This is a genomic window from Metabacillus sp. GQ13, from assembly GCF_059758525.1.
The window spans coordinates 17,975-42,318 of the sequence record NZ_JCAXET010000008.1 but is presented as its reverse complement, the minus strand read 5'-3'; the positions used below and the strand labels follow the sequence as shown (position 1 = coordinate 42,318).

Below are 24,344 nucleotides of genomic sequence, written 5' to 3'. Positions count from 1 at the left end.
GATCAAATAGCCCCTTTTCCTTTAATTTGCATAAAAAATTCAGGTTTATCAAGTTTTTCGAAACCAAATTTCGAATAAAATGAATGGGCGTCATCTGTGCTTAACATGATTCTACGTATTTTCAATTCATTACATGCGATAATCGTTTCTACCAACCACTTTCCTAAACCAAGTTTACGATAACCCTCAACAATAAAAACATCCTGAATATATGCATGTGTGACTAAATCTGATATGACTCTCGCAAAACCGATTTGCTTTTTTTCGTTATCATCTGTTGTCTCATATATTCCAAAACAAATCGTAGAATGATCAATAGATTTTCCGACATCCTCTTTTGATATCCCCTTTGACCAATAAGATTCCTTCGTTAAAAATCGAAAAATGAAATCAAAATCTAAATCATCTTTATTGGTTGTTATCTGATATTCTCCATTAATCCACACTGCATTTTCCATCCCATGTCCCCACTCCTAATATAAGGTATTTTGTATCATTATAAGTTCGGTTGGATATTTATACAAGTGGTATTTTAAAATTAAGCGTTTACATATTTGAAACCATAAAAAAAGCAGCGATATACATCAACTGCTTTCAACCAATTTTATTACTCAGCCTTTTTAGGTTCTGGATAATCTATCCCAAACGTATCAACCGTCATTTTTTTTATTGTTTGATCCTCTAACGGTTTATCCTGCTGATCTCTTTCAACATTCACTATACGATCAGCTGCTTCCATACCTTCTGTTACTTTACCAAAAGCAGCATAATCACCATCTAAGCTACTAGCATCTTCAGTCATAATGAAAAATTGAGAACCTGCAGAATCAGGTGCTTGTGACCGCGCCATCGAAATGACACCACGTTCATGTTTCAATGAATTCTCAAACCCATTAGACGAAAATTCACCTTCAATACCGTAATCAGGTCCACCTGTCCCATTCCCATCTGGATCTCCACCTTGAATCATAAACCCTGGTATAACACGATGAAAAATTAAGCCATCATAAAAGCCTGACTCGATTAGTGAAACAAAATTATTCACTGTATTTGGTGCAATCGTTGGATATAATTCTATTTTGATTATATCATTGCTCTCCATGGTCAATGTAACAACTGGATTATCTTCAATAACCTGTGCTGGTTGTTTCTTCTCTTCTGAACCATTGGATTTAACATCTTTTTCTGTGGTGCCACAGCCCCCTAGAATTGTTAACACGACCAAAACGATCATCACTTGAATAAATTTTAAATTTAGTTTCATGTCATACTCCCTTCATGTCGAAAAGTTAATAATCTGTTATTCCTTCCACCAATGCTTAGAAAATCATTCATAATTTTTTTACGAATAACACTTGTCATTTAGCAGGAACAATTTACCTGTGTTTCATTGATTTAACTTTACTCCAGATTTATGTTACCGTAAAAGTATACATGATAATTAAAGGTGGTGTCTAACATGTCCTTATCAGAATTAAATCTTTTATTGAAGGATTACTATCCTTTTACCTTATTAACGGATTATCAGCTTCAAGAAATGACGGATAAAGCTCAACAATCTACTTTTTCTAAAAAGGAATTTATGTTTCATGAGGATGAATCAGCAGAGGATATAGACCTTTATTTTCTTGTGTCAGGTCTTGCGAAAAACATCCTCCACCAATCCAATGGTAAACAAGTGTCCCTTCGCTATTATTATCCAGGTGACATCATTGGTTTAATGGTGATGTTTACAAGCGGTGAGTTGAATTTTTCGGTTCAAGCGTTAGAGGATTCTACAGTTTTCAAACTAAATAAACGCCATTTCTTTGAAATTATGACACGGAACAACGACTTTTCCAAAGTGATATGGGAAAGTATTGGAGAACGCACAAAATCCTTGTATGATGAAATAAAAAATAAACCAAGTCAAGAGGACGAGGAAAATCTCACTCTATTAAAAACTCGTGTTAAAACATTAATGGATTCAGCTGTCTATATTGATGCAAAGGATACAATGGAACATGCTGCACGTATTATGCGAGAAAAAAGTGTTCCCGGCCTAATAGTTAGTGACAACACTTCAGGCATTTCAGGTGTGTTAACAAACAAAGAATTATTACATTATCTTTCAGAAAAGAAAAGTAGCCATCACGTTGGCAATTGGATGGATTCAACACCGATCACAGTTCTAGGCGATGCGTTTGCTTTTGAAGCACTTTCGTTTATAAAAAATAAAGCGGTCGATTTAATACCAGTAGTTCACAATCAAAAAGTAATTGGCACATTGACAAGTCGCTCATTTCTAAACCTTGAAGACTCCAGTTATCTTGATCTAACGTATAATGTCAAAAATTCAAAAACATTAGATTCTCTTTTACTTCAAGGACCCTTGGTCAACAAAACTCTTCAATCGTTTGTTCATGAACTTGTTGAAAAAGGAAGCTATGCCTATGAGGTTGCTGAAGTCATCACCAATCATAATGATAATCTCCATCGACAAATTATTAAACTAGTCGAGAGTCAAATGAAGTTAGAGGGATTCGGGTCTCCACCGGTAAATTATTGCTTTATTGTCATGGGCAGTCAAGCACGCCATGAACAAGGATTTAGTACTGACCAAGATAATGGATTGATCTTAGATGATTATGAGCATTTAACAAATAGAACCATAATCGAAGCATACTTTAAGCTTTTCACCAAGAAAATTAATCACCACTTAAGTTTGTCAGGTTTTCCAGAATGCACTGGCGGGATTATGGCTCGTGAAGAAAAGTGGCGAAAATCATTATCTGGTTGGAAACATGAAATTGATGAATGGAAAAAAGAACTAGATGCCGAGGAAATTCAGAATTTCACTATGTTCTATGATTTCAGACCGATTTTTGGTGACTTTACATTAGCAGAAGAAATAAGATCCTACTTAACCGAGACAGCAAAGCGTTCAAAAACGTTACAACAACTTTTAATGAAAGATGCCTTACGCTATAAAACACCTGCACATCCGTTTGGAATTATTAATCTTAAGCATAAAAATAAAAAGATAAATATCAAAAAAACTGGTCTAACACAAATTATCTATTCTACTAGAATTAATTCAATAAAATACGGCATATACGAGGTCAGTACAATAAAAAGACTTGATGCTTTAAAAAAAATTAATGCGATGCATCCTAGAGATGTCGAAAATGCCAAAACAGCTCTCCACTATTTACAATATTATCGGTTACATCAAAACTTAACTGAAATAGCAAAAAATGAACAAGTTACTAATGAAGTAAACGTCTTTGAACTGTTGAAAGAAGATCGTCTCAAGATAAAAGAAGCTCTCCAGGTTGCACATCGAATGCAGCAAGTAACCAAGATTAGCTTCAATCGGAACCGGGTGGTGTAGTGCAATTTGCCAAGTGATATAAAAATTATTAAATATTATCTTTGGGACCAATTTCAGATAAAAAATCAAGTCAACAAATTGACCGATTTGCCCGAATATACTAAGGCCGCCAAATCGATTGTAGAATTCATACAAAGTCAAACTGGATTAAATCTAGATGAAATAGCTACTAGTACGTTCACCATCTTTGATTTAGAAACTACTGGTTTTTTCCCAAGTATTGGTGATGAAATCCTTTCAATTGGTGCGATTAAAGTAAAAAATCTTTCGTTACAATATGATGAAGCCTTTTACACAGTTATGAAACCGTTAAATAAAATACCTATACCCATCCAGGAACTTACTGGATTAACGTTCGATACCCTTGAAAAAGCACAATCATTTCCGATTGGTTTACAAAAATTTCTTGATTATAGTGCAGGGAGCATTCTTGTCGCCCACCCCGCTACCTTTGATATCGATTTTCTTCAAAATGTGATTAAACAGTGGCAACTACCTAGTTTTACCCCTATCTTTATTGATTCACACTCACTAGCAAACCATTTATTTGCTGGAAAACGAAATTATTTAGATAATTTAGTTGATCGCTTAAATATTGCCTCACGAGAAAGGCATCATGCATTAAACGATGCTATCATGACAGCAGAGATTTTCATTCAGCTTTTGAAGTCTTATGAGGAAGTAGCTAGTACAAATATTACTGAATTAATTAGCCTTCATGGAAATAACCCTAATGTCTGACTATATGATCATAAGGCATTAGGATTCCTTTTTAATCTGATAAAAGTGACACAGGTATACTTTTATCTCCAATACCCAAATAAGGGAAATAATTCCTACTCTTTTAGAACCCCGGTATCTGTACTTTCTCACCTGCTTTTACTCCTTTGTTAAATTCTCTTTACTAGTCCCATTACTGTTATTTATATATAGAAAAAAACAGATACTTTCTTTTAATTGAAGAATTTCCTTTTTATTTCTTTCCAACATAAAAAACCCCTTTAGAGGATCATCCAAAGGGGCTTGAGTGTTCAAGTTTTTTTAAAGGTCACGAGGACACGTTATTATATAAAACTTTCAATTTATATTTTTTTAAAGATTGCCGCTTTAATTTTTATTTCTCCAACGTAATGATCAGTAATGTGTGAGAATGTATAAACACAACCATCCCCATCTATATCAAATAATGTCATATCCATAAAATCATGTGGTAACTCGTGTAAATGCTTCAAAATGAGTTCATTATCAGTTTTGTATTGTAGATCTCCATCTTGTAAGTAATGTATACAAGGATTTGTTTCCAGACGGTTATCAAAAGCAATGTTAACATTTTTCATTTAAAAGCACCTCACATTTAGGATTTATTTTCTGTAAATTCTGATTATTAGTATGATACCCTATATTTTGTGTTTTGAAAACTATTTTTTAAAAATATTTATATGAAACTTTTGACAAAATTATTCATATTTCAAAAATGATTTTCATTTGGCTATAGGACAACTGATTCTATTAGACTTTATGCGTAATTAGTCTAGGTGGTGTATATAGGTTATTTTAATATATACCTCGTCTTATTTGTGAAGAATTAAGCAAATAATTAATGCTTTTAATCAGTCCCCATAAGCAACAACCGTTTATGTAAATCCTAAACAAATGATACCAATTACCTTTCTCTGTATACATGTTAAGATTAGTAGAAGGATGTGAAAAGTATGCAGAAACTAAAGTTCTATTTTATTATATTACTATTGACTTTCCCGTTTCTGATTAGTTTTAATCCTCTTGCATCAAACGATGGATATGTTGCTACCTACAAATCACCTGAAGGTATCCAATTTGTTAGTTTTTCAGTGAGTTGGGATAAAAACAACCTGATTAATTTATACAAAGAACTTATTAAAAATAAACATGGGAACGAAATTAAACAATTACAGCAAGTCAAAATATATGGAGAACAACTTTCCGCTTCGCTTACAAAAGGTAGTTATCATGCGTTATCGAAGACGATTACCTTATATCAAGGAGACAAATACAAAGAACCAGTTGATTATCGCGAAACTCTGTCACATGAATATGGCCATCATTTTGGCTATCACTATTTTCCAGAACATCATTTCCCCTTCTCGACTTGGCAATTAAAACGTGGAATAGATGTAACTACTCTACGCTGGGATGCCTTTTGGAATTACTCAGATAACGATCATGCTTTCTATCCACAGGAAGTTTTTGCCGATGATTATGTATTATTATATGGTACTACAAATAAGATGGATAGTAAGAGTGTGACTAATAATGAAGCTTTCTATAAGCGGACTATACATGAAAACCAGCAGCTTCCCAATGTTCTAGAAAGTCAAGAATTATTACACTATATTGAAGAACAAAGTGGATTAAGTATTGATAAAAACCGGCTTATTCAGTCTCCTAAACTAGTAGACTGGAATAAGTCTAAACTAACCTATCTAATTGAAAAGAAGGCAAATGTAGCCTATCGGTTAAATCTTCAATCTCGTTCCAATAGAACTAATAAAACTCACGAGATTCATCTGATTTCAACCGATCAACAAGACAAACTTGAATTTCCACTAAACCAACTTGAGTTAAATACGCTAGCTAATTCAGATTTTGTGACCGTAAATATTGATGTTGTTGACCTGACAACTTCACTTGGATTTAAAACAAAGGAACAGATGGTAAGGATAAATGGTTAGAAGCCTTTATTTCAATCATCATCCTAAAAAATGAGAATTTAGTTTAGACTAAATTCTCATTTTAATATCTTGTCTAATCGCTTCTATCATCGACTTCGATACATTTGCTGGTATTGATGTATCATCTTCGAAAACCCATGTATTAATGATTTCTAGATCTGCCTTTTTTAAAGTCATACTATACTGTTTTTCATTAGAATTAAAAGTCACTGTGACATATTCTTCGCTATCAAAATCATCATCAATAATCATATTATTTATCTCATATGAATCCACATTTTTTGCCCCCTACAATTGTTCTGCTTTATGAGCGATTAATCCTTAGAATGGACAATATGCAAATGATTATTCACATTTATTTAATGTAAAAGTCTAGCGCAAATAAAAAAGTCAGATCATAAGGATTTCCTTTATATCTTCCTCAGATAAGGATCCAGAATTCTCAAGTGTAGGATGAATAATCTCCTCGATTAAATTTTTCTTTTTCTCTTGGAGTTCATTCATTTTATCTTCTATCGTTCCTTCTGCGACTAGTTTGATAACCTGGACCACTTCTTTTTGACCAATACGATGTGCCCGATCTGCTGCTTGTTGCTCAACTGCTGGGTTCCACCATAAATCATAAAGGATAACAGTATCAGCACCAGTTAAATTTAGTCCTGTGCCGCCAGCCTTCAACGAGATTAAAAACAAATCCTTTTCACCGTTATTAAATCGATCACATAATTCTACTCGCTCTGATGATGGTGTTTTTCCGTCCAAATAAAAATAAGGAATTCCCTTTCTTGCTAAATCGCGCCCGATGATATCAAGCATTTTAGTGAATTGAGAAAAAATCAATATTCTTCTTCCTGTACTTTGACATTCGTTAACAATTGTCATCAATTGATCAAATTTAGCAGAACTCCCTTTATAGCCATCAATAAATAAAGCAGGATGACAACAAAGTTGACGAAGTCGAGTTAAACCAGCAAGAATTTTTATTTTGTTTTTTTGTAGGGTATTCTTGTTTAAATGCTTCAATGCATCATGTTTAAGCTTAGATAGGTAAGCGACATACAATTTCTTCTGCTCTGGATGAAGTTCAGATGAATGAATCGACTCAATCTTATCCGGTAGTTCATCTAGTACGTCGGTCTTAAGTCGACGAAGGATAAACGGGGCTACTCGTTTCGTGATTGATTTTCTCGTTAGGTTATGAAATTCCTTCCTCCCAGGTAATAGAGTCGGAAAAACGACCTCGAAAATCGACCATAATTCGTCAATTGAATTCTCAACCGGAGTACCAGTTAGTGCATATCGATTCGTTGCTTTGATTTGTTTTACCACTTTAGCTGTCTTTGTCTCGTAATTTTTAAAGGCCTGTGCTTCATCCAAAAAGAATGTATGGAAAAACAGCTCATTATATAAGTTCGCATCTTTCAGTAAAAGTGGATAGGACGTAATCACAACATCAAAATCTTTCACATTTTTCAACAGTTTTTGACGTTCTATTTTTGGACCTGTAATTATGACAGGATTTATTTCTGGTGCAAACTTCTTCAATTCATTCCACCAATTATACATGAGAGATGATGGCGCAACTATTATGACTGGCAATTTCTTATCTCTAATTTCAGGTAGAACAGAGAGAATGAAGGTGATGCTTTGCAGCGTCTTCCCCAACCCCATATCATCTGCAAGGATACCGCCGAACCGATATTGAGCCAACGTCTTTAACCACTGATAACCCTGTTTTTGATAATCTCTAAGTATTGTTGTTAATTGTTCAGGTATCGGAAAGGTTAAAGTCGTCGGATTTCGTAACTCATCTAAAAACTGACGAAGTGAATCTTCAAGAACGATAACCTCATCATTATCAAGTTCATTTATCACTTGCATTCCACGAGTCATTGGCAATTGGATATCCTTATCAAGTTCGTTTATGTCGACACCTAGACCATTTATAAAACGGTTTAACTCTTTAAATTCAGCAGTTTCTAACGATAATATTGAACCGTTTCTTAATCGGTAATATTTTCTTTTTTCTTCCATTGAGGTAAGAAGCTCTCGAATCTCTGCATCGGGAATTCCATTTATATCAAATCGAAAAACGAGCCAATCTGTCCGTTCGTCTCTTTTTATTCTTATTTTCGGATGAGCGTTTTTAGTAAATAGCCGTGATCGCACTGCCGTTGTTGCATAAATCTCAACAAAATTCTTTAACTTAGGGACAATATGATATAAAAAGGTATATTCTAAGTCTTCGTTATGAAGGTAATACCCTTCCTCCGTCTTCGAAAATAAACTCTCCTCCATCAACTGTAAGATTTCTCGCTCCTTATCTTCATCTCTAAGTAGTGGAGAAACACCAACTTGTTTCTGATTCTCTTCTAAGGGGTTAATAACCAAATTCCCATATTGAAATTCAAGCCCAGCAAGTAGCCTATTTTTAAGGCGATCCAAATACAACTTAGCCTTTAGTGGGGCCTTATCTAGCCGTTTTGCGACAACTTTAGATAGATGGACACTCCCTAATTTCATTAAACCAGGTATTACCTTTTCAACAAACTCCTCGATTTGATTTGCTGGAATGATAAATTGATTCTTCCCTGATGCAGTAAGCATTTGTTTAAGTTCTATAAGGCGGTTGGAGTCTTCTTCCTTCATTTTTTTAAGTTTATTTTCAAAAAGGACGTAACCATACGCTTCCATCACAGTAATTTGCCTTAGATTTCTCACGTTTAATTGGTAACTACCATTTATTGTTGTTTCACCAAACTCAAACATAAGTGGAATTTTCTCATCTGAAAAAGTAAAACCATGATAGATACCATCCGCATGGATTAGTTTGACCAACGGTGCGTTAAGTAACAATGGTAAAATACGCTCCAATGATGAAGCAGGTAAAAGCATCGTTTTGGCATCAGATAGATGCTCTCGTTGTGTATTTAATGTGTTAAGATAGATTGATTCATTTTGGTACACCTGAATTAACATTTTTATGACAGCATCGTTTTCTTTTGTAAAACAATGAAGAGTTGGATTATAGCTGAATTCATTTGCAACTTGATATATTTCCCCCTGCTTAATATGGTTTAAAAAGTCTCTTAATTGCCGAATTGGATAGAATGATTTGTTGCCAATGCTAAGTTCGATTCCTAATAGATGCTGTTTTTGATCAATCCTTATTGGCTTACACGAGAACTCTACGTCGACTAATTCTCTGTTATCGACATGATGCTGCATGCTATTTAGTGGCACTGGCTTTTCTACAAAAAGGTCAAGCATATGATTCGTTAATTGGATATCTGAAGCAGAGATCCTTGATGAGTGATCTGGAGTTTCAAAAGATGGATTTGGAAAAAGGGAATGACCTTCTGTGGAGCGGTTCTGAAGATTTCTAATACCAACGAGAACTGCTGCAACATGTTGACATCGTTTTTCAATTGAAGCTAATGTTGGACAGGTGCAACTCGCTTCGATTAGGCCGTTTCTATTTTCAAGTGTAACAAAAAAGTCACTGTTCCCTTTAACCTTAGCCACACAAAGGGAGCTGTCAGGATCGTATTTGTTGAAAATCACTTTGTTTCTTTGATATAAGCTTTCTCCTTTTTTATATGAATACTCACCACAAAGTTCTTTAATTATGAATTGGCTTATCAACTGATTCATGCCATTTTCCTTTCTAGTCAACTCGTACGAATAGTGTAAAAGGAGTTAGGAGTTGACCACCAACTCCTTTCTTTTCTGTGAACAAGCGCTTCAACAATCATCCTTAGTCCCAGCGACTAGTGGACTTCATTTATTTATCGCCTGGATAATCAAAAAATGAGGAGTTTTCATTAGTTTTTCATATCCTTTAACATCTACCAATTTAAACTCACTTGTAGGTTGAGGCTCAATTAGTTTCTCAATAATAAAATGTTCATGTGTTTCATTTATGATTTCATGTAACGGGCGTCGAAAGAAAGGTACTTCATGCACTTGCGCTTCTTTCTCCCATTTATCAATAATTAGTTCAGTTGAAAAGTAATCTTTTGAATCAGACAGTTTAATATCCATGAATGGATGATGAATTGAAAATATCAATTTCCCATTAGGTTTTAACACTCGTTTGAATTCACTAAATGTGATGCTCCAATTTTTTATGTAATGAAGCACTAAAGAACTTATAATATAGTCAAATGTAGCATCTTTAAAAGGGAGTTTCCCCTCTAAGTCTAGACAATGTACTTCAGCCTTTTCACCTACTCGTCGCTTCGCCGCTGCAACCATATTTGGACTTATATCAGTTGCAATGACCTGTGCTCCTCGGTCAGCTAATTGTAAAGAATACCAACCTGCCGCACAACCTGCATCAAATACAGACATTGCTTCTAAATTAGTAGGTAAAAGACTCATCATCACAGGTCTTTCATATTCTATGTTATATAGATTTTTAGTATCGACATTATGTTCGTAATCATTCGCTAACTGATTATACGTATCTGTTAATTTCCTTTTCATATTACTCTCCTTATAAAAAAGCAATTAATAGGTTAGCACACCACTTTGAGATGTTAATATGACACTATATCTTACCAATTCTCAACTGTTTTTTCAATCTTGAGACACACTTAAGCTAAAATAAATTATATAGACGATACTGGAGCTCTGAGAACCAGATGGTGAAGTATGTCATTTTATTAAAATAAAGCAATACACCCAGAATGATCATGACAACTCCGCCAATTTTCATCAACTTTTGAGAATGTTTCACAATAAATTTTGTTTTTCCAATAAAGAAAGCCAAGATAATAAACGGCAAGCAAAAACCTAGTGAGTAGCCAGTAATATTTATAAAAGCTTGTGACGGATTTAAAGCACTAGACGCCATAATAACACCAAAAATTGGTCCGATACAGGGGGTCCACCCAGCAGCAAATCCTAAGCCTATTAATAAGGAATTTAAATACCCAACATTTCTCCTTTTCTGCTGTACACGCGTATCCTTCAGCATAAATTTTGGTTGGAAAACTTCTAGCATAAATAATCCCATTAAAACGATAAAGATACCGCCTAACATTCTAATTAAGTCTTGATTATTGTTAAAAAAATGGCCAACCGTACTGAATGAAAAGCCTAATATGTAGTAAATTATCGAAAAACCTATTGAAAAAAAGATTGAATGGACTAGAATTTTCCGTTTATGAGTTGTAGTTTTCTCTCCTTTTAACTCAGATAAAGACATACCGGTTATGTATGATACAAACGATGGATATAACGGCAAACAACATGGTGAAAGAAAAGCTAAAATTCCAGCTGAAAAGGCGATAATAAACGTAACATTTTCCACATAATCCCTCCCTTCTTTGATTATATATGATCTAAGGATTGGTAAGTCGAAAAAGCTTGTACATTTTATTACTTTTTCGACTTACATTTACTCTATGTGAAAATACAATAAAAACAGTGGATTTCAGAAGTAATGTATGAAATCCACTGTTTTTATAAAAGAAGGTACTCGTTTAAGATGGATTACTTGATTCGTTTTTCAAAAAGCACTGTTAAACTGATTAACGTAACTAGGATCGTTGCACCCATATCTGACAGTATGGCGATCCATAATGTTAATAAACCAGGAATGGTTAATAATAAGGCGATTAATTTCAATCCAAGTGCTAATGTAATATTCAATTTTATAACTGAATTTACCCTTTTAGCTGAACGTATAGCTGCTGGTAATTTACCTAGATGATCTTGCATTAACACAATATCAGCTGTTTCAATCGCACTATCTGTTCCTTTTCCCATTGCAATACCTAGGTCTGCAGTAGCAAGTGCTGGTGCATCATTAATTCCATCCCCGATCATCGCTACTTTATCATATTTTGAAAGTTCCATGATTTTTTGTACCTTCTGATCAGGTAATAAACCTGCATAAAACGATGTTAGGCCGACTTTATTTGCCACTAATGCAGCTGTTTTTTCATGATCCCCAGTTAACATAATTGTATTATTGATACCTACTTCATGAAGATTTGCAATGACCGCTTCACTTTCTTCACGAATTTGGTCAGCAATCCCCATTATTCCGAGAATGGTTGCTTCCGTCGCTAAAATAACCAATGTCATCCCAGCTGTTTTCATTACTGAAATATCGTCGAGGACATTTCCATCTATTTCTAAGTGCTGTACATGTGCTTCATTACCTAAATAATACGTGACACCATCGATCTTAGCATTAATACCAGTACCCGATACGGCTGATATTTCATCTGGCTCCAATAAGGTTAAACCTTCAGCCCTTTGCAATACAGCCTTTGCAATTGGATGTGATGAAGATTTCTCTATTGAGGCTGAAATTTGTAAAAATTGCGGATCGTATGCTATCAGTTTTTCTACATGCGGCTCACCTTTTGTCAATGTCCCTGTTTTATCAAACGCAATTGTAGATATCTTCCCTAATTGTTCTAAGAAAACACCACCTTTAATTAATATCCCATTACGAGCATTTTTTGTAATACCTGAGACAATGGCAATTGGTGAGGATAGAACAAGTGCACAAGGACAACCAACGATTAATACTGCTAATCCTTGGTAAAACCAATCTCCCCAATTTCCATTAAAGAGTGGGGGTACAATTATCACAATAGCGGCAACAACCATAATCAATGGAGTATAATACTTTGCAAATTTGTTAATAAACAGTTCGGTTGGTGTTTTCGTCTCCTGTGCCTCTTCAACAAGGTGAAGTATTTTTGCCAGAGCTGAGTCTTCATAGGCCTTTGTTATTTTCACTTTTAGTACGCCTTCATTATTTACACTACCTCCGTACACACGTTCGTCTATCGCTTTTTCTACAGGCATTGCTTCCCCAGTAATCGCTGCTTCATTTACAGAGCTTTTACCTTCTATAACAACCCCATCAGAAGGAATCTTCTCACCTGCACGTACCAAAACAATTTGATTTACTGTAAGAGTTGAGATCTTCACAATTTTTTCATGGCCATTTTCGATGACAGTTGCTTCTTTTGGAGCAACTTCAAGCAGCTTTTCCATCGATTTTCTTGCCTTTTCCATACCTAAGCCTTCTAGATATTCATTTAATCCAAATAGAATGGCAACAAGCGCACCTTCCTTCCACTCTCCGATACTAAGTGCACCAATTAAAGCAATAGTCATGAGCGTTTCAATATTAAACTTTAACTTGATTAGGTTCTTCAAGCCCTTAATAAATGTTTGATAACCACTTAAAACCGTTGCAGCAAGGAATAAGCCTATAGCTAAGGCTCCATCTAGCCATTGCTCTGTTAAGAAAGCTGAGATATAGAGAATTGCAGAAATTGATAAAAGTGCGATCCAATTTGTACCTGAGTGATGTTCATGATCATGGTGCTCATCTTCTATTTCAATATATGCACCGTCTGATGATAAAACCTTATTCACTTTATCGATATCAACTGATTCGGCTAACCGAAGCTTCCCAGTATTATAACTTAGTGAAGCTGTTTCCCCTGCTGGCAGTCTATTGATTTCTTCTTGAAGTTCCCGCGTGCAATTCACGCATGTTAACCCTTTTACTTTGTATTCATTCATTTTGCTTCACTCCTAAAAGCTTAATGATGCTGGGCATGGTGTATCGTTTGCTGTAGAATATTCATTACATGGTCGTCATCAGGTGAATAAAATAACGTTGTTCCTTCTCTACGATACTTTACCAATCTGAGATTTTTTAAAAATCTTAACTGATGTGACACAGTCGATTGTAACAATGAAAGTTTCTCAGCAATATCATTAACTGAATGTTCTTTTTGTGACAATAAATGCAATATTCTTATTCTCGTAGGATCACTTAATGCCTTAAACGTTTGTGATACGATAAATAGCGTTTCTTCATCAAGTTTTTCCATTTCATCTTTTTCAGGATTTGACCCTTCAGCCACAGTAACACCTCTTAATCCTATTATATAGTTAATATGAGTATGTGTTCATATAATCTAATTTAATAATAAATTTTTTTTTTGCTCCTGTCAATTGATTGTTTAACATAGTGCTAAATTACCCACTTGATCCAAAAGAAAACGTTTATACAGATACTTCCCTACGAAGAATGATCAGATAAACAAGGTCAACTATTCTACCTTTATAGTTGACCTTGCTTAGTCATTTTATCGGTTTTTTCACATATCCGCTTCCTTTATTGCTGAAACTGGGAAAGGAAATAGTCAATAACAACATTAGATGTTAACCGTGCCGCTACATATGGAGGTTTTACATTAACTGTAGCTTCCACAGGGAGACCCAACCATAAATAGGTGTGGTCGATAACGATGAATGGAAAGTTGATAGGAACATGTATCACTTGATCTGTTCTTAGATTCTCAACCTTATCTGCTGTCATGACAGTTAAGGAAACATGGTCCATCCTGTTTTTTAACATATCCACCCAACTATCTGGTAATTGTTTTCCCGCAGGCAAACCTAGTATGATTGTTTTGTTTGCTTGCTTAATATCTGCCGTGATCATATCTAGCTTTTTTGCATGTAGCCAAGTTAGTTTTGGATGTTGATGATTAATCCATGTACCAATTTGATGTGGAAGAACTTCCTGTTGGTTGGTTACTTGATGGACGACAAGTTTTCGAATCGTCTTCTCGCGAAAGACCTTGGATTGAATAAATTGATAATCCGCAAGATGAATAAACTTTCCTCTTGTTCGTGTTATCGCAACATTTAATAGCCTTTCACTATCTTTCCCAATTAACAACATTCCCGGGCGTCTTTCTGGATAACTGTCCACTCCATCAAATATCATAACGTCTCGTTCACTTCCCTGAAAACGATGAACTGTTGCAGAAATAATATCTGATTCTTGAATTTCTTTCGTATATACGTCCATTAATAAAGCTTCCATTAATAAAGCTTGCGCTCGATATGGGGTCACATATCCTATTGACCTCGATCCAGCCACGTAAGATTCATGGATGACCTGAAAGGATAGAAGTAGCTGCCACAAATTAAATCTAGAATTCGATGATTTTTCACGAAGACAGTGATTTCCAGTAAAACTGCTATCTAAAAGAACAGAAGCACAGTTAACAAATGGGGCTCGCTCGACAATTGCATTTCTTACTGTTTTTACACTTTCATGATCTCCAACCAGTGATTCATAGATATGTTTATTCGTAAAAGCAGAAATATCTGGGTGCATCCGTCTTTGTTCTTTTAAAAGAAACAAATGAGAATGCAGTTTCTTATCCTCTTTCAACTTATCGACTACTCCAGCTTTATGAAATATATCATCTCTTAACCATTCATCAACAAGAGGATGTCTTGCCGCTGCAATTGGTGGAAGCTGTTTAAAGTCCCCACATATAATAACTCGCTTTCCTAATGAAGTGGCAAATGCAATTTGGGGAACATAAGCCATGCTAGCTTCATCGATGATAACCACATCATACTCTTTTTCATAAATATGCGGATCACTTGCAGCCTTTGAAAGTGTTGTCCCTATCACATCCGCATCTTTCATAAACTGAATTTCCTTTTGACGGATTTTTTCTAATACATTCGTTAGTTTTCCTTCAATTTCAAGTAAGTGCTCAGAATCCCTTTGACTATATGATTGCCCTAGTGTCTGCTTGAGTAATCTTCTTTCATCCTGTAAACTTACCCTTTTATCTGCTAAGTCTGGATGTCTTTTTTGAATCAGTGCAGTTGTGGTAAGTGATGATTCAGAGGCAGCTGATTGTGAACCATATCTGAGTAAATCTCCTTCTTTAAACCGATCCTTCTTATGAACAAACCTTGAGATCTCAGTCATTAATACATCTACTGCTTGGTTACTTTGAGATAGAATAAGCACCTTGTTTTCTTTAAAGTACTTATTCGCAGCTACTCTTCCCAAAGTATATGTTTTTCCTGTACCAGGTGGTCCCCACACAAAGGTTACAGGGTTATATTTGCTTCTTAAAACAAGCTCATGGACATTTGACTTGATGTTGTTCGTCGGATGTTTTGCTTCTGTTGAAGGATTCATAAGCCGCTTTATCCGTGCACGCTTCCGTTTACTATCCTTCATTTCTTCTAAGCGCTCATGTAACTGATCTAAAAGCTCCCAAGGATCATGAAGCAGGTAAAGCTCAGACAGGTCGTTCCCTAGTGATTCTTCAAGCAAAACAATCACACTTTTACCTTCTGATGATAAAATCCTTCCACTTATTGAACGTGGTTCAATTCTAATTGTAGATCCAATCGGGATTCTAATATGACCAGAAGTTTCAAAGTAATAGGAATAAGAAACATCATTGTTTATTAATTGACCGTTTTTAATAGGATACTTTGTACTACCGTGTTTCTTTAAATGGAGAATTTCAGCCCTTAGTGTCTTTTGCCAAATCTTTATATAAAAGTCAGTTGATTTCATTCTATTGATTCCTCTTTATCGTTTATCTTTTAACGGTCCGCAAACATACTTATCTAATGGATTGAACATCTATATTATTACATACAACAAGAAACTTTAAAAATAGGGGTGATTAATGAGTTCTTAGAAAAAAAAAAAAAAACAGATAATAAAGAAGGAGCACACTCCTAATTATTATCTGCTTTTCACTATTAATTTCTATAGTCTCCATCTATAGATGAATCGTTTCTAGATTACCACATCAGTATGATGTTGACATGTACATTCAGCTAAACTATAACCTGTTACATGGAAGCCATGTTTTTGTAAAAATCTGACACCGATGTTTTTTTCTAGTTTATTAGACGCAATGACATGTACCTGCTTACTTGGTATTTCTTGATAATATCTTTTTAAATATGGGATTGGAATAACAATTGCATTAAATACTAGCTCATCTGCTAAATTATTATAATCTCTAAAATCGACTACTACTCGATTTTCGTCTAACTTTGAATGCTTGACGTCGATACAAGGTACATTCTTTATCGCAAGATTTCTTTGATAATAAAAATAGGATAATACAACCGCAAAAATAATGCCAATAATCAGATAAATAATCAGAATCCCCTCCCTATATCCTAAGATCATTCGCTTACGCTATATTGTAAATGATTTATGTTACTTTTTCCTTGAGATAACAGCATACGATTATGCACGAACTAAACATATATTCATTTGTTAATTAAACTAAAATAAACCTTAATTTCTACTATATATTGTTTAGAGACCTTTAATCAAGTAAATGGATTCGGACGTCGAATATATTTATTCGTCCCGATATAAAGTGGAAATGCTTTTTCATAACTAGGTGGCTCACTCTTTATTGAGTAAGCCACCTTGATGAACCTATTTATTTATTTAAATTATCTAAAAGTGGATAAAGTTCTTCTAAATGATTAATTTCAAAATTAGGTATGACTTCATTTCTCTCTTTATCATGTCTATTTATCCATACAGATTTCATTCCAACTCTTGATGCACCTAAAATATCAGTCATTAAATTATCCCCGACCATAATCGCTTCATCCTTCGATAAGTTCATCGTTTCAAGCGCATGTTCAAAAATCGTTGCATCTGGCTTGCCTTTACCAAATGCACCAGAAATAATAATTTTTTCAAAATACGGAACAAGCTCAGGAGTAATAGCTAATTTTGTATGTTGGAGATCTGGTGAACCATTTGTTAATAAAAGTAAACGATATGTATCTTTCAATGTATCTAATACGTTAAATGCTTCTTTATAAACAAATGGCTTCTTACGTCTTTGAGCAGGAAACTCTTCGGCTAACATTGCACCAAACTCTGGATTATCAATCCCACACGCTTTCAATCCTCTAGACCATGCCTCTTTTCGATAACTGGGAACGATTTCTGACATCTTTTTAAAATTCTCTTCATCATCTAAGAAGTTTCCCCAAAGTCCCTCAAAAGGGTTAATCCCGATCATTTGTGTAAATTCATAGGTTTCATAAGAAGAATAAAGTTCTCGCGCCTCATGGCGAACGGCTTCTTCTAACTTTTCAGTTTCGATACCATATTTTTCTTCCGCTATTTTACATGTAGAAACAAATGCTTCTTTTACACTTTTTTGATCCCACAATAACGTATCATCTAAATCAAAGAAGATCGCTTTAATCATTTTTATTTCCCCCAATTATCTATAACTATTTTGCAAAACTCTCACTATTCAAACAATAGATTACAGAGAAATGAGTAAGATGTAAATAGAAATTGGAGAAAACATGGGTAGAATCATAATTTTCGGGTGAAAGTTCATAAAATACATTTTTATTTTAATATGGTATTATTTGTAAGATCAAGTTAACAATATTAACTAGTTTGTAGTTAGGAGCGCGATTATATGCATATACTCTTATTAGTCTTCATTCTATTTCTTTCAATAAAAAAAGGGAACTGGAAAGATTGGGAACAATATTATCCAACTATGCTATATATTTCTTTATCAACGATCCTTTATGAGTTTATCTCACATACTCAATTTCATTTATGGGAACTTCAAGAAAAAAACTTTCTTAGTCATATGAATGTTCATTATATCCATTCTCTTATTATAAATCCTTTAGTTGCGTTTGTTTATTTATCTAATTATCCAGAAGGTCGGTCTAAAAAACTTATCTATATGTTAAAGTGGATTATTACTTTCTTGATTGCAGAATGGTTTGGCTCGAAGTTGCAGTTATTACACTATCACAATGGATGGAATTTAGGTTGGTCTTCTTTATTTTTGGTCATAATGTTTCCAATGATAAGACTTCATTATTTACATAAAATTTTGGCGATTTGCTTTTCAGTATGCATCGTTTTCATTTTGTTGCTGATATTTGACTATATATAGCGTTTCGAATTAGTACTACTTCTTCACTTAGACTATGAACAAAATTCGATTCTTTAGCCATTTGCAGTATACCATTTCTACCTAATACACTCATTTAAACTACCTTATACTAGTTTTAAATGAATAAATTCGTTAACTTGACAAATGCTATGTTTAGATATTGATTTTAACCCGACAAGATAAAGGTGGGCCATATATACATGAAAGAACAGCAATTATATGAAAAAATATACGAACAACGAGAACACTTAAATAACCTAATTGGTGAATATTGGCGCAATTATACTGGCTATGATACATGGTATTTTTGGTTCAATCTCGCAGCGCTTTTAATACCGTTAATCATTCTATATTTCAAAATAGATAAAAAGAGAATATTCGAGATCTCTTTCTTTGGATACACGGCACATATACTATGGTCAAATATAGATACTATTTTAAGCACTAATAATTATCTAGTACATACACATAGTCTTTCATTTTTACTTCCGGCAGGCATAACGATGACAGCCGTCATTATTCCAGTAATCTTCATGTTTATTTATCAATACTGCACCGAAAAGGGGAAAAATTTCTATTTATATATTATGATAATATCACTACTATTGGGACTAGGTTTTGGCTCATTCTCACTAAAAGTTGAATTATTTAAAATGCACAAAGGCATGAATCTATTCTATTTAGTTCTTATAGATATTGCCGTTGCCTATATATCGTATTGGTTTACGAAGTTATTTCTTAAAATAAGCGACAAGATTGGGAATTCTCAGAGTAGAGGCAGTTAGATCACTACCTCTACTCTGAGAATTCGACTTGACTTAACGCGTTATCAATTTAATTGCCTGCACTCTCATATCTATGAAGGCCTTTATTAAATATATATATAGACATAAGCATACAATACACCGCTACAAAAGGTACGAGTAAACCAACTGTTGACCATTCCTGCTTCTCAAACAGGAATGTAGCAGGGAAAAAACTAATAAAAGCATACGGCACAATTACTGTAATTAAAGCTTGTACTCCTAATGAATAAATTGATATAGGAAATTTAGCAAATTCACTTATGGTATGTACCATGTTTGCAAATGCGTTACCAGGGCTTTGTGTCCAGAATACAGATGAACACGCGGCAAAATAGATTGAAACTCGAATTACTACAACAGAGACGAGCATTAATAATGCAAAAGATAGCTTGCCAAACGTCCAATTCATTTCAATATGCTGTAAAGCCTGAACGATGATGATACCACCAATAAAAAGATTACCAACTCCATTCATTCCAACTGCAGAGCCTAAAATTTGCAGAATCGGTGAAACCGGCCTAATTAGAAATCGATCTAACTCTCCTCTATTTACTAGACCACTTATAGACCATACCCCTTCAAAAAATAAAGAGGCAAACCCTTCTGTAAAATAGATCATCGCATAGATGAATGCTACTTCCCAAAATAACCAGCCATTAATATCTGGAATTTGATCATACAGCACCCACAAGAAAACAAATCCCAATATTTGAGTTAGCATTGCTGCGAACATCGTAATAACAAAATCAGCTTGATATTCTAATATGACTTTCCAATGCTGTTTGATCAATCGAAAATAAATAAACAAAGATCTCTTGATTCTCATCGATAATCTTCCCCCTTAACCTCCATGAATTGTCACTTGGCGTACTGCCCAATTCCAGATCAATTTTCCAATTATCCATAAAACAATGACCCAGAACAATTGGAGGACTATCAACTGAATGATCTCCGCCCCTTGTATTTTACCTAAAAAAATTGATGCAGGGATAAAGACAATTCCTTGAAAAGGTAAAGCATAAGATATGGATTGAAGCCAATCAGGAAAAAAGGTCAATGGTATTAATGCCCCTGAAAACAAATTTGTTATGGCTGCACGTGACCATGCAATACCCATCGAACTTGTTGTCCAGAAGCACAATAGCGAAAAAGCATAAACAATGCCAAACTTAATACCCAAAGAAATGATTAAACTAAACAAAAACAGGATAATTGTTAAAGCGTCATCTGGTATTAAAATTCCACCAAAAAGCACGACAAATATCGTAATAATAATAGCAGCAATCCATCCCTCCACTAAACTAGAGCCAATCGTCTCCGATAACCGTGCCTTTTGAAAGTCTATTGGTTTAACTAGATCCATTGCAACAGAACCGTCTAATATTTTGCGCGAGATTCGCGTTTCAGAATACCAAGACACTAACGTATTAGAGAGAAAGGTAATAAACAAATACGTTTTCATTTGATCCCATGTAAAACCTGCCAATTCGGTTCTTCCCGCATATATAGATTTCCATAGATAAAACATTGATAAAATAAAGATAAAACTAGCAACAAGAGTAATTACATAATTAAAGCGGTAAGCTAATGTATTTTGCATGGTAACTTTAGCGACCGATAAGTATTTCTTTTTTATCACCTTTCTCTCCCTCCCTTTTTTTACCTCTTAAGTCAAGATCCCCGTCATAAACCCTTCTAATAACATGTTCAATACTTGGTTCATCGATTCGGAAATCAACAACTTCACCATGTTTCATCACATGCCCTGCGATCTCTCCTGCAGAACAATGAAAGCGATCAAAGCGAACCGAAAATTGCGTTCCTTTTTGCTTCTCAAGAAAAACACCTGGTAATTCACTAATTATATTTGGAAGGGATTTTATTTCGTTCTTCATCTGGAAGTGAATGGTCCGTTCTCTAGCGAAAGCATCTTTTACAGCTTGCAATTCACCATCAAAGATAACCTTACCTTTATCAATGATAACGAGTCTTCGACAAATATCTTCAATATCATCAAGATCATGTGTTGTTAGCATGATCGTTGTTCCTTTTTCACGATTCATTTCTTTAATAAATTTACGAATTTTTTCTTTCACAGCGATATCCAAACCAATTGTTGGTTCATCAAGGTAAATAATTTTAGGGTTATGCAATAAAGCTGCTGCAAGGTCAGCACGCATACGTTGCCCAAGTGATATTTTTCGAGCTGGAAGATGGAGAAATTCCCCTAACCCTAATAACTCAACAAAGCGTTCTAAGTTTTCCTTGTATACTTGATTTGGTATCTCATAAATATCCTTTAATAATACAAGTGATTCTATTACAGGAAGATCCCACCACAACTGAGTTCTCTGTCCAAAGACGACGCCAATTTTCTTAGCATTTTCAATCCGGTTCTTATGTGGAATTAAACCATCTATTGTTAAACTGCCTGTAGTAGGAACTAGAATACCTGTAAGCATTTTAATCGTTGTTGATTTCCCAGCGCCATTTGGGCCAACATATGCAACTGCTTCTCCTTCCTGGATAGAAAAGCTAATATCATCCACAGCCTTTTTTTGTACGTATTTCTGCGTGAATAAATGTTTTACTGCTCCTGCTAAACCCGGATCTTTAACTGCTTGTTTAAAGTCTTTTGTTAAGGATTCTACTTTAATTATCGACATGCTACTCCCCCTTTTTTCTCATACCTATCGACATTGTTTTCATGTATTCCAATCAATGCGATTATTAATTGAATTTCTTTAAATTCGGCACCACTTCCAATTATTCCTTTAATTATCTAAATATGGTTTATATGATTTCCTATATGCCTATTAATCCATTTGATTTATTAACTTAGCTTATGATTTTCATGGGTAGAAGATATTTATACCAGATAACTACTTTCAAATAATGTTAAAATTAAATAAACGCTCCTCATAAATAAGGAGCGTCAGCAGTAAGCTTGTTTTCATTCTACATCTTGAAAATACCCTTAGACTACAACCTCATTGTCCCCCAACATAAACGGCAATACTTGTAATTTCAATGTCATATGTATAAGCTCCCATTACTCCTGTTCCAATAATTGGGTCTTCAATAGGGCGAAGAAAAATGGCGAGCATGCATATCCGCTACAGGATCAAGTACTAAAAGGGTGAACAGACGCTTTTGGCATGTCTATTAATATACCTCGAAAAAGTTGTTATGTTTCATTCTAGCTAAGAGACTCTAATCATCATTACTAGTTTGTATATCTTGCAAAGTACTTTTCAAGCTCTATCACCCTTAAAGAGACCTTGTAAAGAAAGAATAAGATTTCCCCAAAAACTGTAATGAAGCCATTTATTAATATTTATATCATAATCACTTTTAGCAAACTCAAATACAACATTTAGTTCTTCAAAATTTTCATTTATAGTTATTATTTCTATGAGAATACAGAAGATTTTTTTTTACTCTTTTTCTATTTATATGGCTCTTTTTTATCCAACCATTGAAGTCTCTTTCATTTGTTCCAACAAAAGGTTCACGGATAAGATTATGTGCAAGGAGATCAGTATGTAGGTTAAGGTGCTATATTATTTAGAATAGAGCTTTCTAGGTTTTGTAGTTGATTCTCTGATGATCATTTCGCAAGTAAGTTGTACCTTCTCATGAAATTTTTCAGAATTCATTTGATTCAAGATAGATTTTGCTGCACGCTTTCCCATCTGTTCTTTAGGTACATGAACAGTTGTAAGCGTTGGTGATGTTAGATAAGAGTTTTCTATATTATCAAAGCCTGTTACAGAGACATCTTCCGGTACATTTATGCCATGGTTTTTTAACTGGTTGATTACGTAAATTGCAATCGAATCATTTGCACAAACAAAGGCAGTTGGGAGATCATTCCCCATCTTAAACTCCTTTTCAATCCACACTTTTATATTCAAGAGCATATCTTCATACTCAATTTCTGTCTGGTTAACAGGTACAATCGAATGTTTGGTGATGTTATTAAGTTCTAATGCACTTCGATAGCCTAACCAACGATCATAGAAGCTACGCGAATAACGAATATTTCCTAGGAAGGTAACGTTTATATGACCAAGTCCGATTAAATAATTCGTTAATAAAAAACTGCTATCATAATTATTTGCAAAGATTGTGTCAGTAGTAAACAATGGTTCTTCAGCATCAATTAACACAACTGGTATAACCCATTCCTTAAATTCTAATAACATAGTTGTCGATATATTACCTACACAAATCACACCCATAAGACCATGTCGATTAATAACTGATGTAAAACTATCAGTCTCAGTAATAATTACCATGCTTAAAGACATTTCAGTTAATTTTGTTGAAATACCATCAATAATTTTCCCCCAATAAATCGAATCTTGAAATTGAGTTCTTGGTAGAACAACTAAAACATATTGTTGACCACTCTTATTTTGTATGTAAGGATCATCTTTGTACTCATTGATTAGTATACTTGTACCCTGAAACGAGTAACCCAATAATTTTGCTGCTTCTAAAACCTTCATTTTTGTTTCCTCTTTTACTCCACTTTTTCCAGATAAAGCTCTTGAAACAACAAATTTTGATACTCCTAGATAATCAGCAATCTGCTGAATTGTCACTTTCTTCCCCATATTCACACCTCTTTATAGCAATCGTTACGAGCATACGTTTATCT

General features: G+C 34.4%; 21 protein-coding genes. 5 read left to right on the top strand and 16 right to left on the bottom strand.

The window, feature by feature from the left end:
- Positions 1-2 precede the first annotated feature (2 nt).
- A complete protein-coding gene (locus AC6CHR_RS11360; RefSeq protein ID WP_498248871.1) occupies positions 3-458 on the bottom strand; it encodes a GNAT family N-acetyltransferase in 456 nt (151 codons plus the stop codon).
- A 149-nt stretch (positions 459-607) separates the two neighbouring features.
- Positions 608-1,264: a peptidylprolyl isomerase gene (locus AC6CHR_RS11355; RefSeq protein ID WP_498248870.1), complete on the bottom strand. Its 657-nt coding sequence runs from the start codon at positions 1,262-1,264 to the stop codon at positions 608-610.
- A 195-nt stretch (positions 1,265-1,459) separates the two neighbouring features.
- Between AC6CHR_RS11355 and AC6CHR_RS11350 the strand changes: the two genes are divergently transcribed.
- Together AC6CHR_RS11350 and AC6CHR_RS11345 are read left to right on the top strand one after the other, a co-directional pair.
- On the top strand, positions 1,460-3,373 hold the full coding sequence (locus tag AC6CHR_RS11350) for a DUF294 nucleotidyltransferase-like domain-containing protein (protein ID WP_498248869.1): 1,914 nt from the start codon (positions 1,460-1,462) through the stop codon (positions 3,371-3,373).
- Between the two features lie 6 nt (positions 3,374-3,379).
- Entirely contained in the window at positions 3,380-4,114 is a 735-nt protein-coding gene (locus AC6CHR_RS11345) for a 3'-5' exonuclease (RefSeq protein ID WP_498248867.1), read from the top strand.
- 341 nt (positions 4,115-4,455) lie between these two features.
- Here AC6CHR_RS11345 and AC6CHR_RS11340 read toward each other — a convergent pair whose 3' ends face one another.
- Positions 4,456-4,710: a hypothetical protein gene (locus AC6CHR_RS11340; protein ID WP_498248866.1), complete on the bottom strand. Its 255-nt coding sequence runs from the start codon at positions 4,708-4,710 to the stop codon at positions 4,456-4,458.
- A gap of 375 nt (positions 4,711-5,085) precedes the next feature.
- Here AC6CHR_RS11340 and AC6CHR_RS11335 point away from each other — a divergent pair, with 375 nt between their 5' ends.
- On the top strand, positions 5,086-6,084 hold the full coding sequence (locus tag AC6CHR_RS11335) for a hypothetical protein (protein WP_498248865.1): 999 nt from the start codon (positions 5,086-5,088) through the stop codon (positions 6,082-6,084).
- A gap of 48 nt (positions 6,085-6,132) precedes the next feature.
- On the opposite strand, the gene AC6CHR_RS11330 is transcribed toward AC6CHR_RS11335, so the two are convergent.
- The 9 genes from AC6CHR_RS11330 to AC6CHR_RS11290 form a co-directional block, all read right to left on the bottom strand.
- Positions 6,133-6,360 carry a hypothetical protein gene (locus AC6CHR_RS11330; RefSeq protein WP_498248863.1) on the bottom strand — a complete coding sequence of 76 codons (228 nt, stop codon included), beginning with the start codon at positions 6,358-6,360 and terminating at the stop codon, positions 6,133-6,135.
- A gap of 114 nt (positions 6,361-6,474) precedes the next feature.
- Complete coding sequence (locus tag AC6CHR_RS11325) at positions 6,475-9,738, bottom strand: DEAD/DEAH box helicase (protein ID WP_498248861.1); 3,264 nt, start codon at positions 9,736-9,738, stop codon at positions 6,475-6,477.
- A 126-nt stretch (positions 9,739-9,864) separates the two neighbouring features.
- Positions 9,865-10,572, bottom strand: coding sequence for a class I SAM-dependent methyltransferase (locus AC6CHR_RS11320; RefSeq protein WP_498248860.1), 708 nt, complete (start codon positions 10,570-10,572; stop codon positions 9,865-9,867).
- A gap of 115 nt (positions 10,573-10,687) precedes the next feature.
- Positions 10,688-11,401, bottom strand: coding sequence for a cytochrome c biogenesis CcdA family protein (locus tag AC6CHR_RS11315; protein WP_498248858.1), 714 nt, complete (start codon positions 11,399-11,401; stop codon positions 10,688-10,690).
- 182 nt (positions 11,402-11,583) lie between these two features.
- Entirely contained in the window at positions 11,584-13,644 is a 2,061-nt protein-coding gene (locus tag AC6CHR_RS11310) for a heavy metal translocating P-type ATPase (RefSeq protein WP_498248856.1), read from the bottom strand.
- 20 nt (positions 13,645-13,664) lie between these two features.
- The gene (locus tag AC6CHR_RS11305; RefSeq protein WP_498249133.1) at positions 13,665-13,958 is read right to left on the bottom strand and encodes an ArsR/SmtB family transcription factor; all 294 of its coding nucleotides are present in this window, start codon (positions 13,956-13,958) and stop codon (positions 13,665-13,667) included.
- Between the two features lie 287 nt (positions 13,959-14,245).
- Positions 14,246-16,474: an AAA domain-containing protein gene (locus AC6CHR_RS11300; RefSeq protein ID WP_498248855.1), complete on the bottom strand. Its 2,229-nt coding sequence runs from the start codon at positions 16,472-16,474 to the stop codon at positions 14,246-14,248.
- A gap of 228 nt (positions 16,475-16,702) precedes the next feature.
- Positions 16,703-17,104 carry a rhodanese-like domain-containing protein gene (locus tag AC6CHR_RS11295; RefSeq protein ID WP_498248854.1) on the bottom strand — a complete coding sequence of 134 codons (402 nt, stop codon included), beginning with the start codon at positions 17,102-17,104 and terminating at the stop codon, positions 16,703-16,705.
- Positions 17,105-17,366: 262 nt separating this feature from the next.
- Positions 17,367-18,155, bottom strand: coding sequence for an HAD family hydrolase (locus AC6CHR_RS11290; RefSeq protein WP_498248852.1), 789 nt, complete (start codon positions 18,153-18,155; stop codon positions 17,367-17,369).
- Positions 18,156-18,377: 222 nt separating this feature from the next.
- Between AC6CHR_RS11290 and AC6CHR_RS11285 the strand changes: the two genes are divergently transcribed.
- Both AC6CHR_RS11285 and AC6CHR_RS11280 read left to right on the top strand, forming a co-directional pair.
- Positions 18,378-18,872 (top strand): CBO0543 family protein, encoded by a 495-nt coding sequence (locus AC6CHR_RS11285; RefSeq protein WP_498248851.1) that lies wholly within the window; start codon positions 18,378-18,380, stop codon positions 18,870-18,872.
- 200 nt (positions 18,873-19,072) lie between these two features.
- The gene (locus AC6CHR_RS11280) at positions 19,073-19,657 is read left to right on the top strand and encodes a hypothetical protein (protein WP_498248849.1); all 585 of its coding nucleotides are present in this window, start codon (positions 19,073-19,075) and stop codon (positions 19,655-19,657) included.
- A gap of 49 nt (positions 19,658-19,706) precedes the next feature.
- On the opposite strand, the gene AC6CHR_RS11275 is transcribed toward AC6CHR_RS11280, so the two are convergent.
- From AC6CHR_RS11275 to AC6CHR_RS11260, 4 genes are all read right to left on the bottom strand, one after another.
- A complete protein-coding gene (locus AC6CHR_RS11275) occupies positions 19,707-20,504 on the bottom strand; it encodes an ABC transporter permease (RefSeq protein ID WP_498248848.1) in 798 nt (265 codons plus the stop codon).
- A 15-nt stretch (positions 20,505-20,519) separates the two neighbouring features.
- Positions 20,520-21,317, bottom strand: coding sequence for an ABC transporter permease (locus AC6CHR_RS11270; protein ID WP_498248847.1), 798 nt, complete (start codon positions 21,315-21,317; stop codon positions 20,520-20,522).
- Positions 21,286-22,344 (bottom strand): ABC transporter ATP-binding protein, encoded by a 1,059-nt coding sequence (locus AC6CHR_RS11265; protein WP_498248846.1) that lies wholly within the window; start codon positions 22,342-22,344, stop codon positions 21,286-21,288. Before AC6CHR_RS11265 ends, AC6CHR_RS11270 begins: the two co-directional genes overlap by 32 nt.
- 897 nt (positions 22,345-23,241) lie before the next feature.
- The gene (locus AC6CHR_RS11260; protein WP_498248845.1) at positions 23,242-24,300 is read right to left on the bottom strand and encodes a LacI family DNA-binding transcriptional regulator; all 1,059 of its coding nucleotides are present in this window, start codon (positions 24,298-24,300) and stop codon (positions 23,242-23,244) included.
- Positions 24,301-24,344: the final 44 nt, after the last annotated feature.

Excerpts from the sequence above, each read along its gene's own strand:
- AC6CHR_RS11360 (WP_498248871.1), bottom strand. The coding sequence starts at position 458 with ATGGAAAATGCAGTGTGGATTAATGGAGAATATCAGATAACAACCAAT.
- AC6CHR_RS11355 (WP_498248870.1), bottom strand. The coding sequence starts at position 1,264 with ATGAAACTAAATTTAAAATTTATTCAAGTGATGATCGTTTTGGTCGTG.
- AC6CHR_RS11350 (WP_498248869.1), top strand. The coding sequence starts at position 1,460 with ATGTCCTTATCAGAATTAAATCTTTTATTGAAGGATTACTATCCTTTT.
- AC6CHR_RS11340 (WP_498248866.1), bottom strand. The coding sequence starts at position 4,710 with ATGAAAAATGTTAACATTGCTTTTGATAACCGTCTGGAAACAAATCCT.
- AC6CHR_RS11335 (WP_498248865.1), top strand. The coding sequence starts at position 5,086 with ATGCAGAAACTAAAGTTCTATTTTATTATATTACTATTGACTTTCCCG.
- AC6CHR_RS11325 (WP_498248861.1), bottom strand. The coding sequence starts at position 9,738 with ATGAATCAGTTGATAAGCCAATTCATAATTAAAGAACTTTGTGGTGAG.
- AC6CHR_RS11320 (WP_498248860.1), bottom strand. The coding sequence starts at position 10,572 with ATGAAAAGGAAATTAACAGATACGTATAATCAGTTAGCGAATGATTAC.
- AC6CHR_RS11310 (WP_498248856.1), bottom strand. The coding sequence starts at position 13,644 with ATGAATGAATACAAAGTAAAAGGGTTAACATGCGTGAATTGCACGCGG.
- AC6CHR_RS11305 (WP_498249133.1), bottom strand. The coding sequence starts at position 13,958 with ATGGAAAAACTTGATGAAGAAACGCTATTTATCGTATCACAAACGTTT.
- AC6CHR_RS11300 (WP_498248855.1), bottom strand. The coding sequence starts at position 16,474 with ATGAAATCAACTGACTTTTATATAAAGATTTGGCAAAAGACACTAAGG.
- AC6CHR_RS11295 (WP_498248854.1), bottom strand. The coding sequence starts at position 17,104 with ATGATCTTAGGATATAGGGAGGGGATTCTGATTATTTATCTGATTATT.
- AC6CHR_RS11290 (WP_498248852.1), bottom strand. The coding sequence starts at position 18,155 with ATGATTAAAGCGATCTTCTTTGATTTAGATGATACGTTATTGTGGGAT.
- AC6CHR_RS11285 (WP_498248851.1), top strand. The coding sequence starts at position 18,378 with ATGCATATACTCTTATTAGTCTTCATTCTATTTCTTTCAATAAAAAAA.
- AC6CHR_RS11280 (WP_498248849.1), top strand. The coding sequence starts at position 19,073 with ATGAAAGAACAGCAATTATATGAAAAAATATACGAACAACGAGAACAC.
- AC6CHR_RS11275 (WP_498248848.1), bottom strand. The coding sequence starts at position 20,504 with ATGAGAATCAAGAGATCTTTGTTTATTTATTTTCGATTGATCAAACAG.
- AC6CHR_RS11265 (WP_498248846.1), bottom strand. The coding sequence starts at position 22,344 with ATGTCGATAATTAAAGTAGAATCCTTAACAAAAGACTTTAAACAAGCA.
- AC6CHR_RS11260 (WP_498248845.1), bottom strand. The coding sequence starts at position 24,300 with ATGGGGAAGAAAGTGACAATTCAGCAGATTGCTGATTATCTAGGAGTA.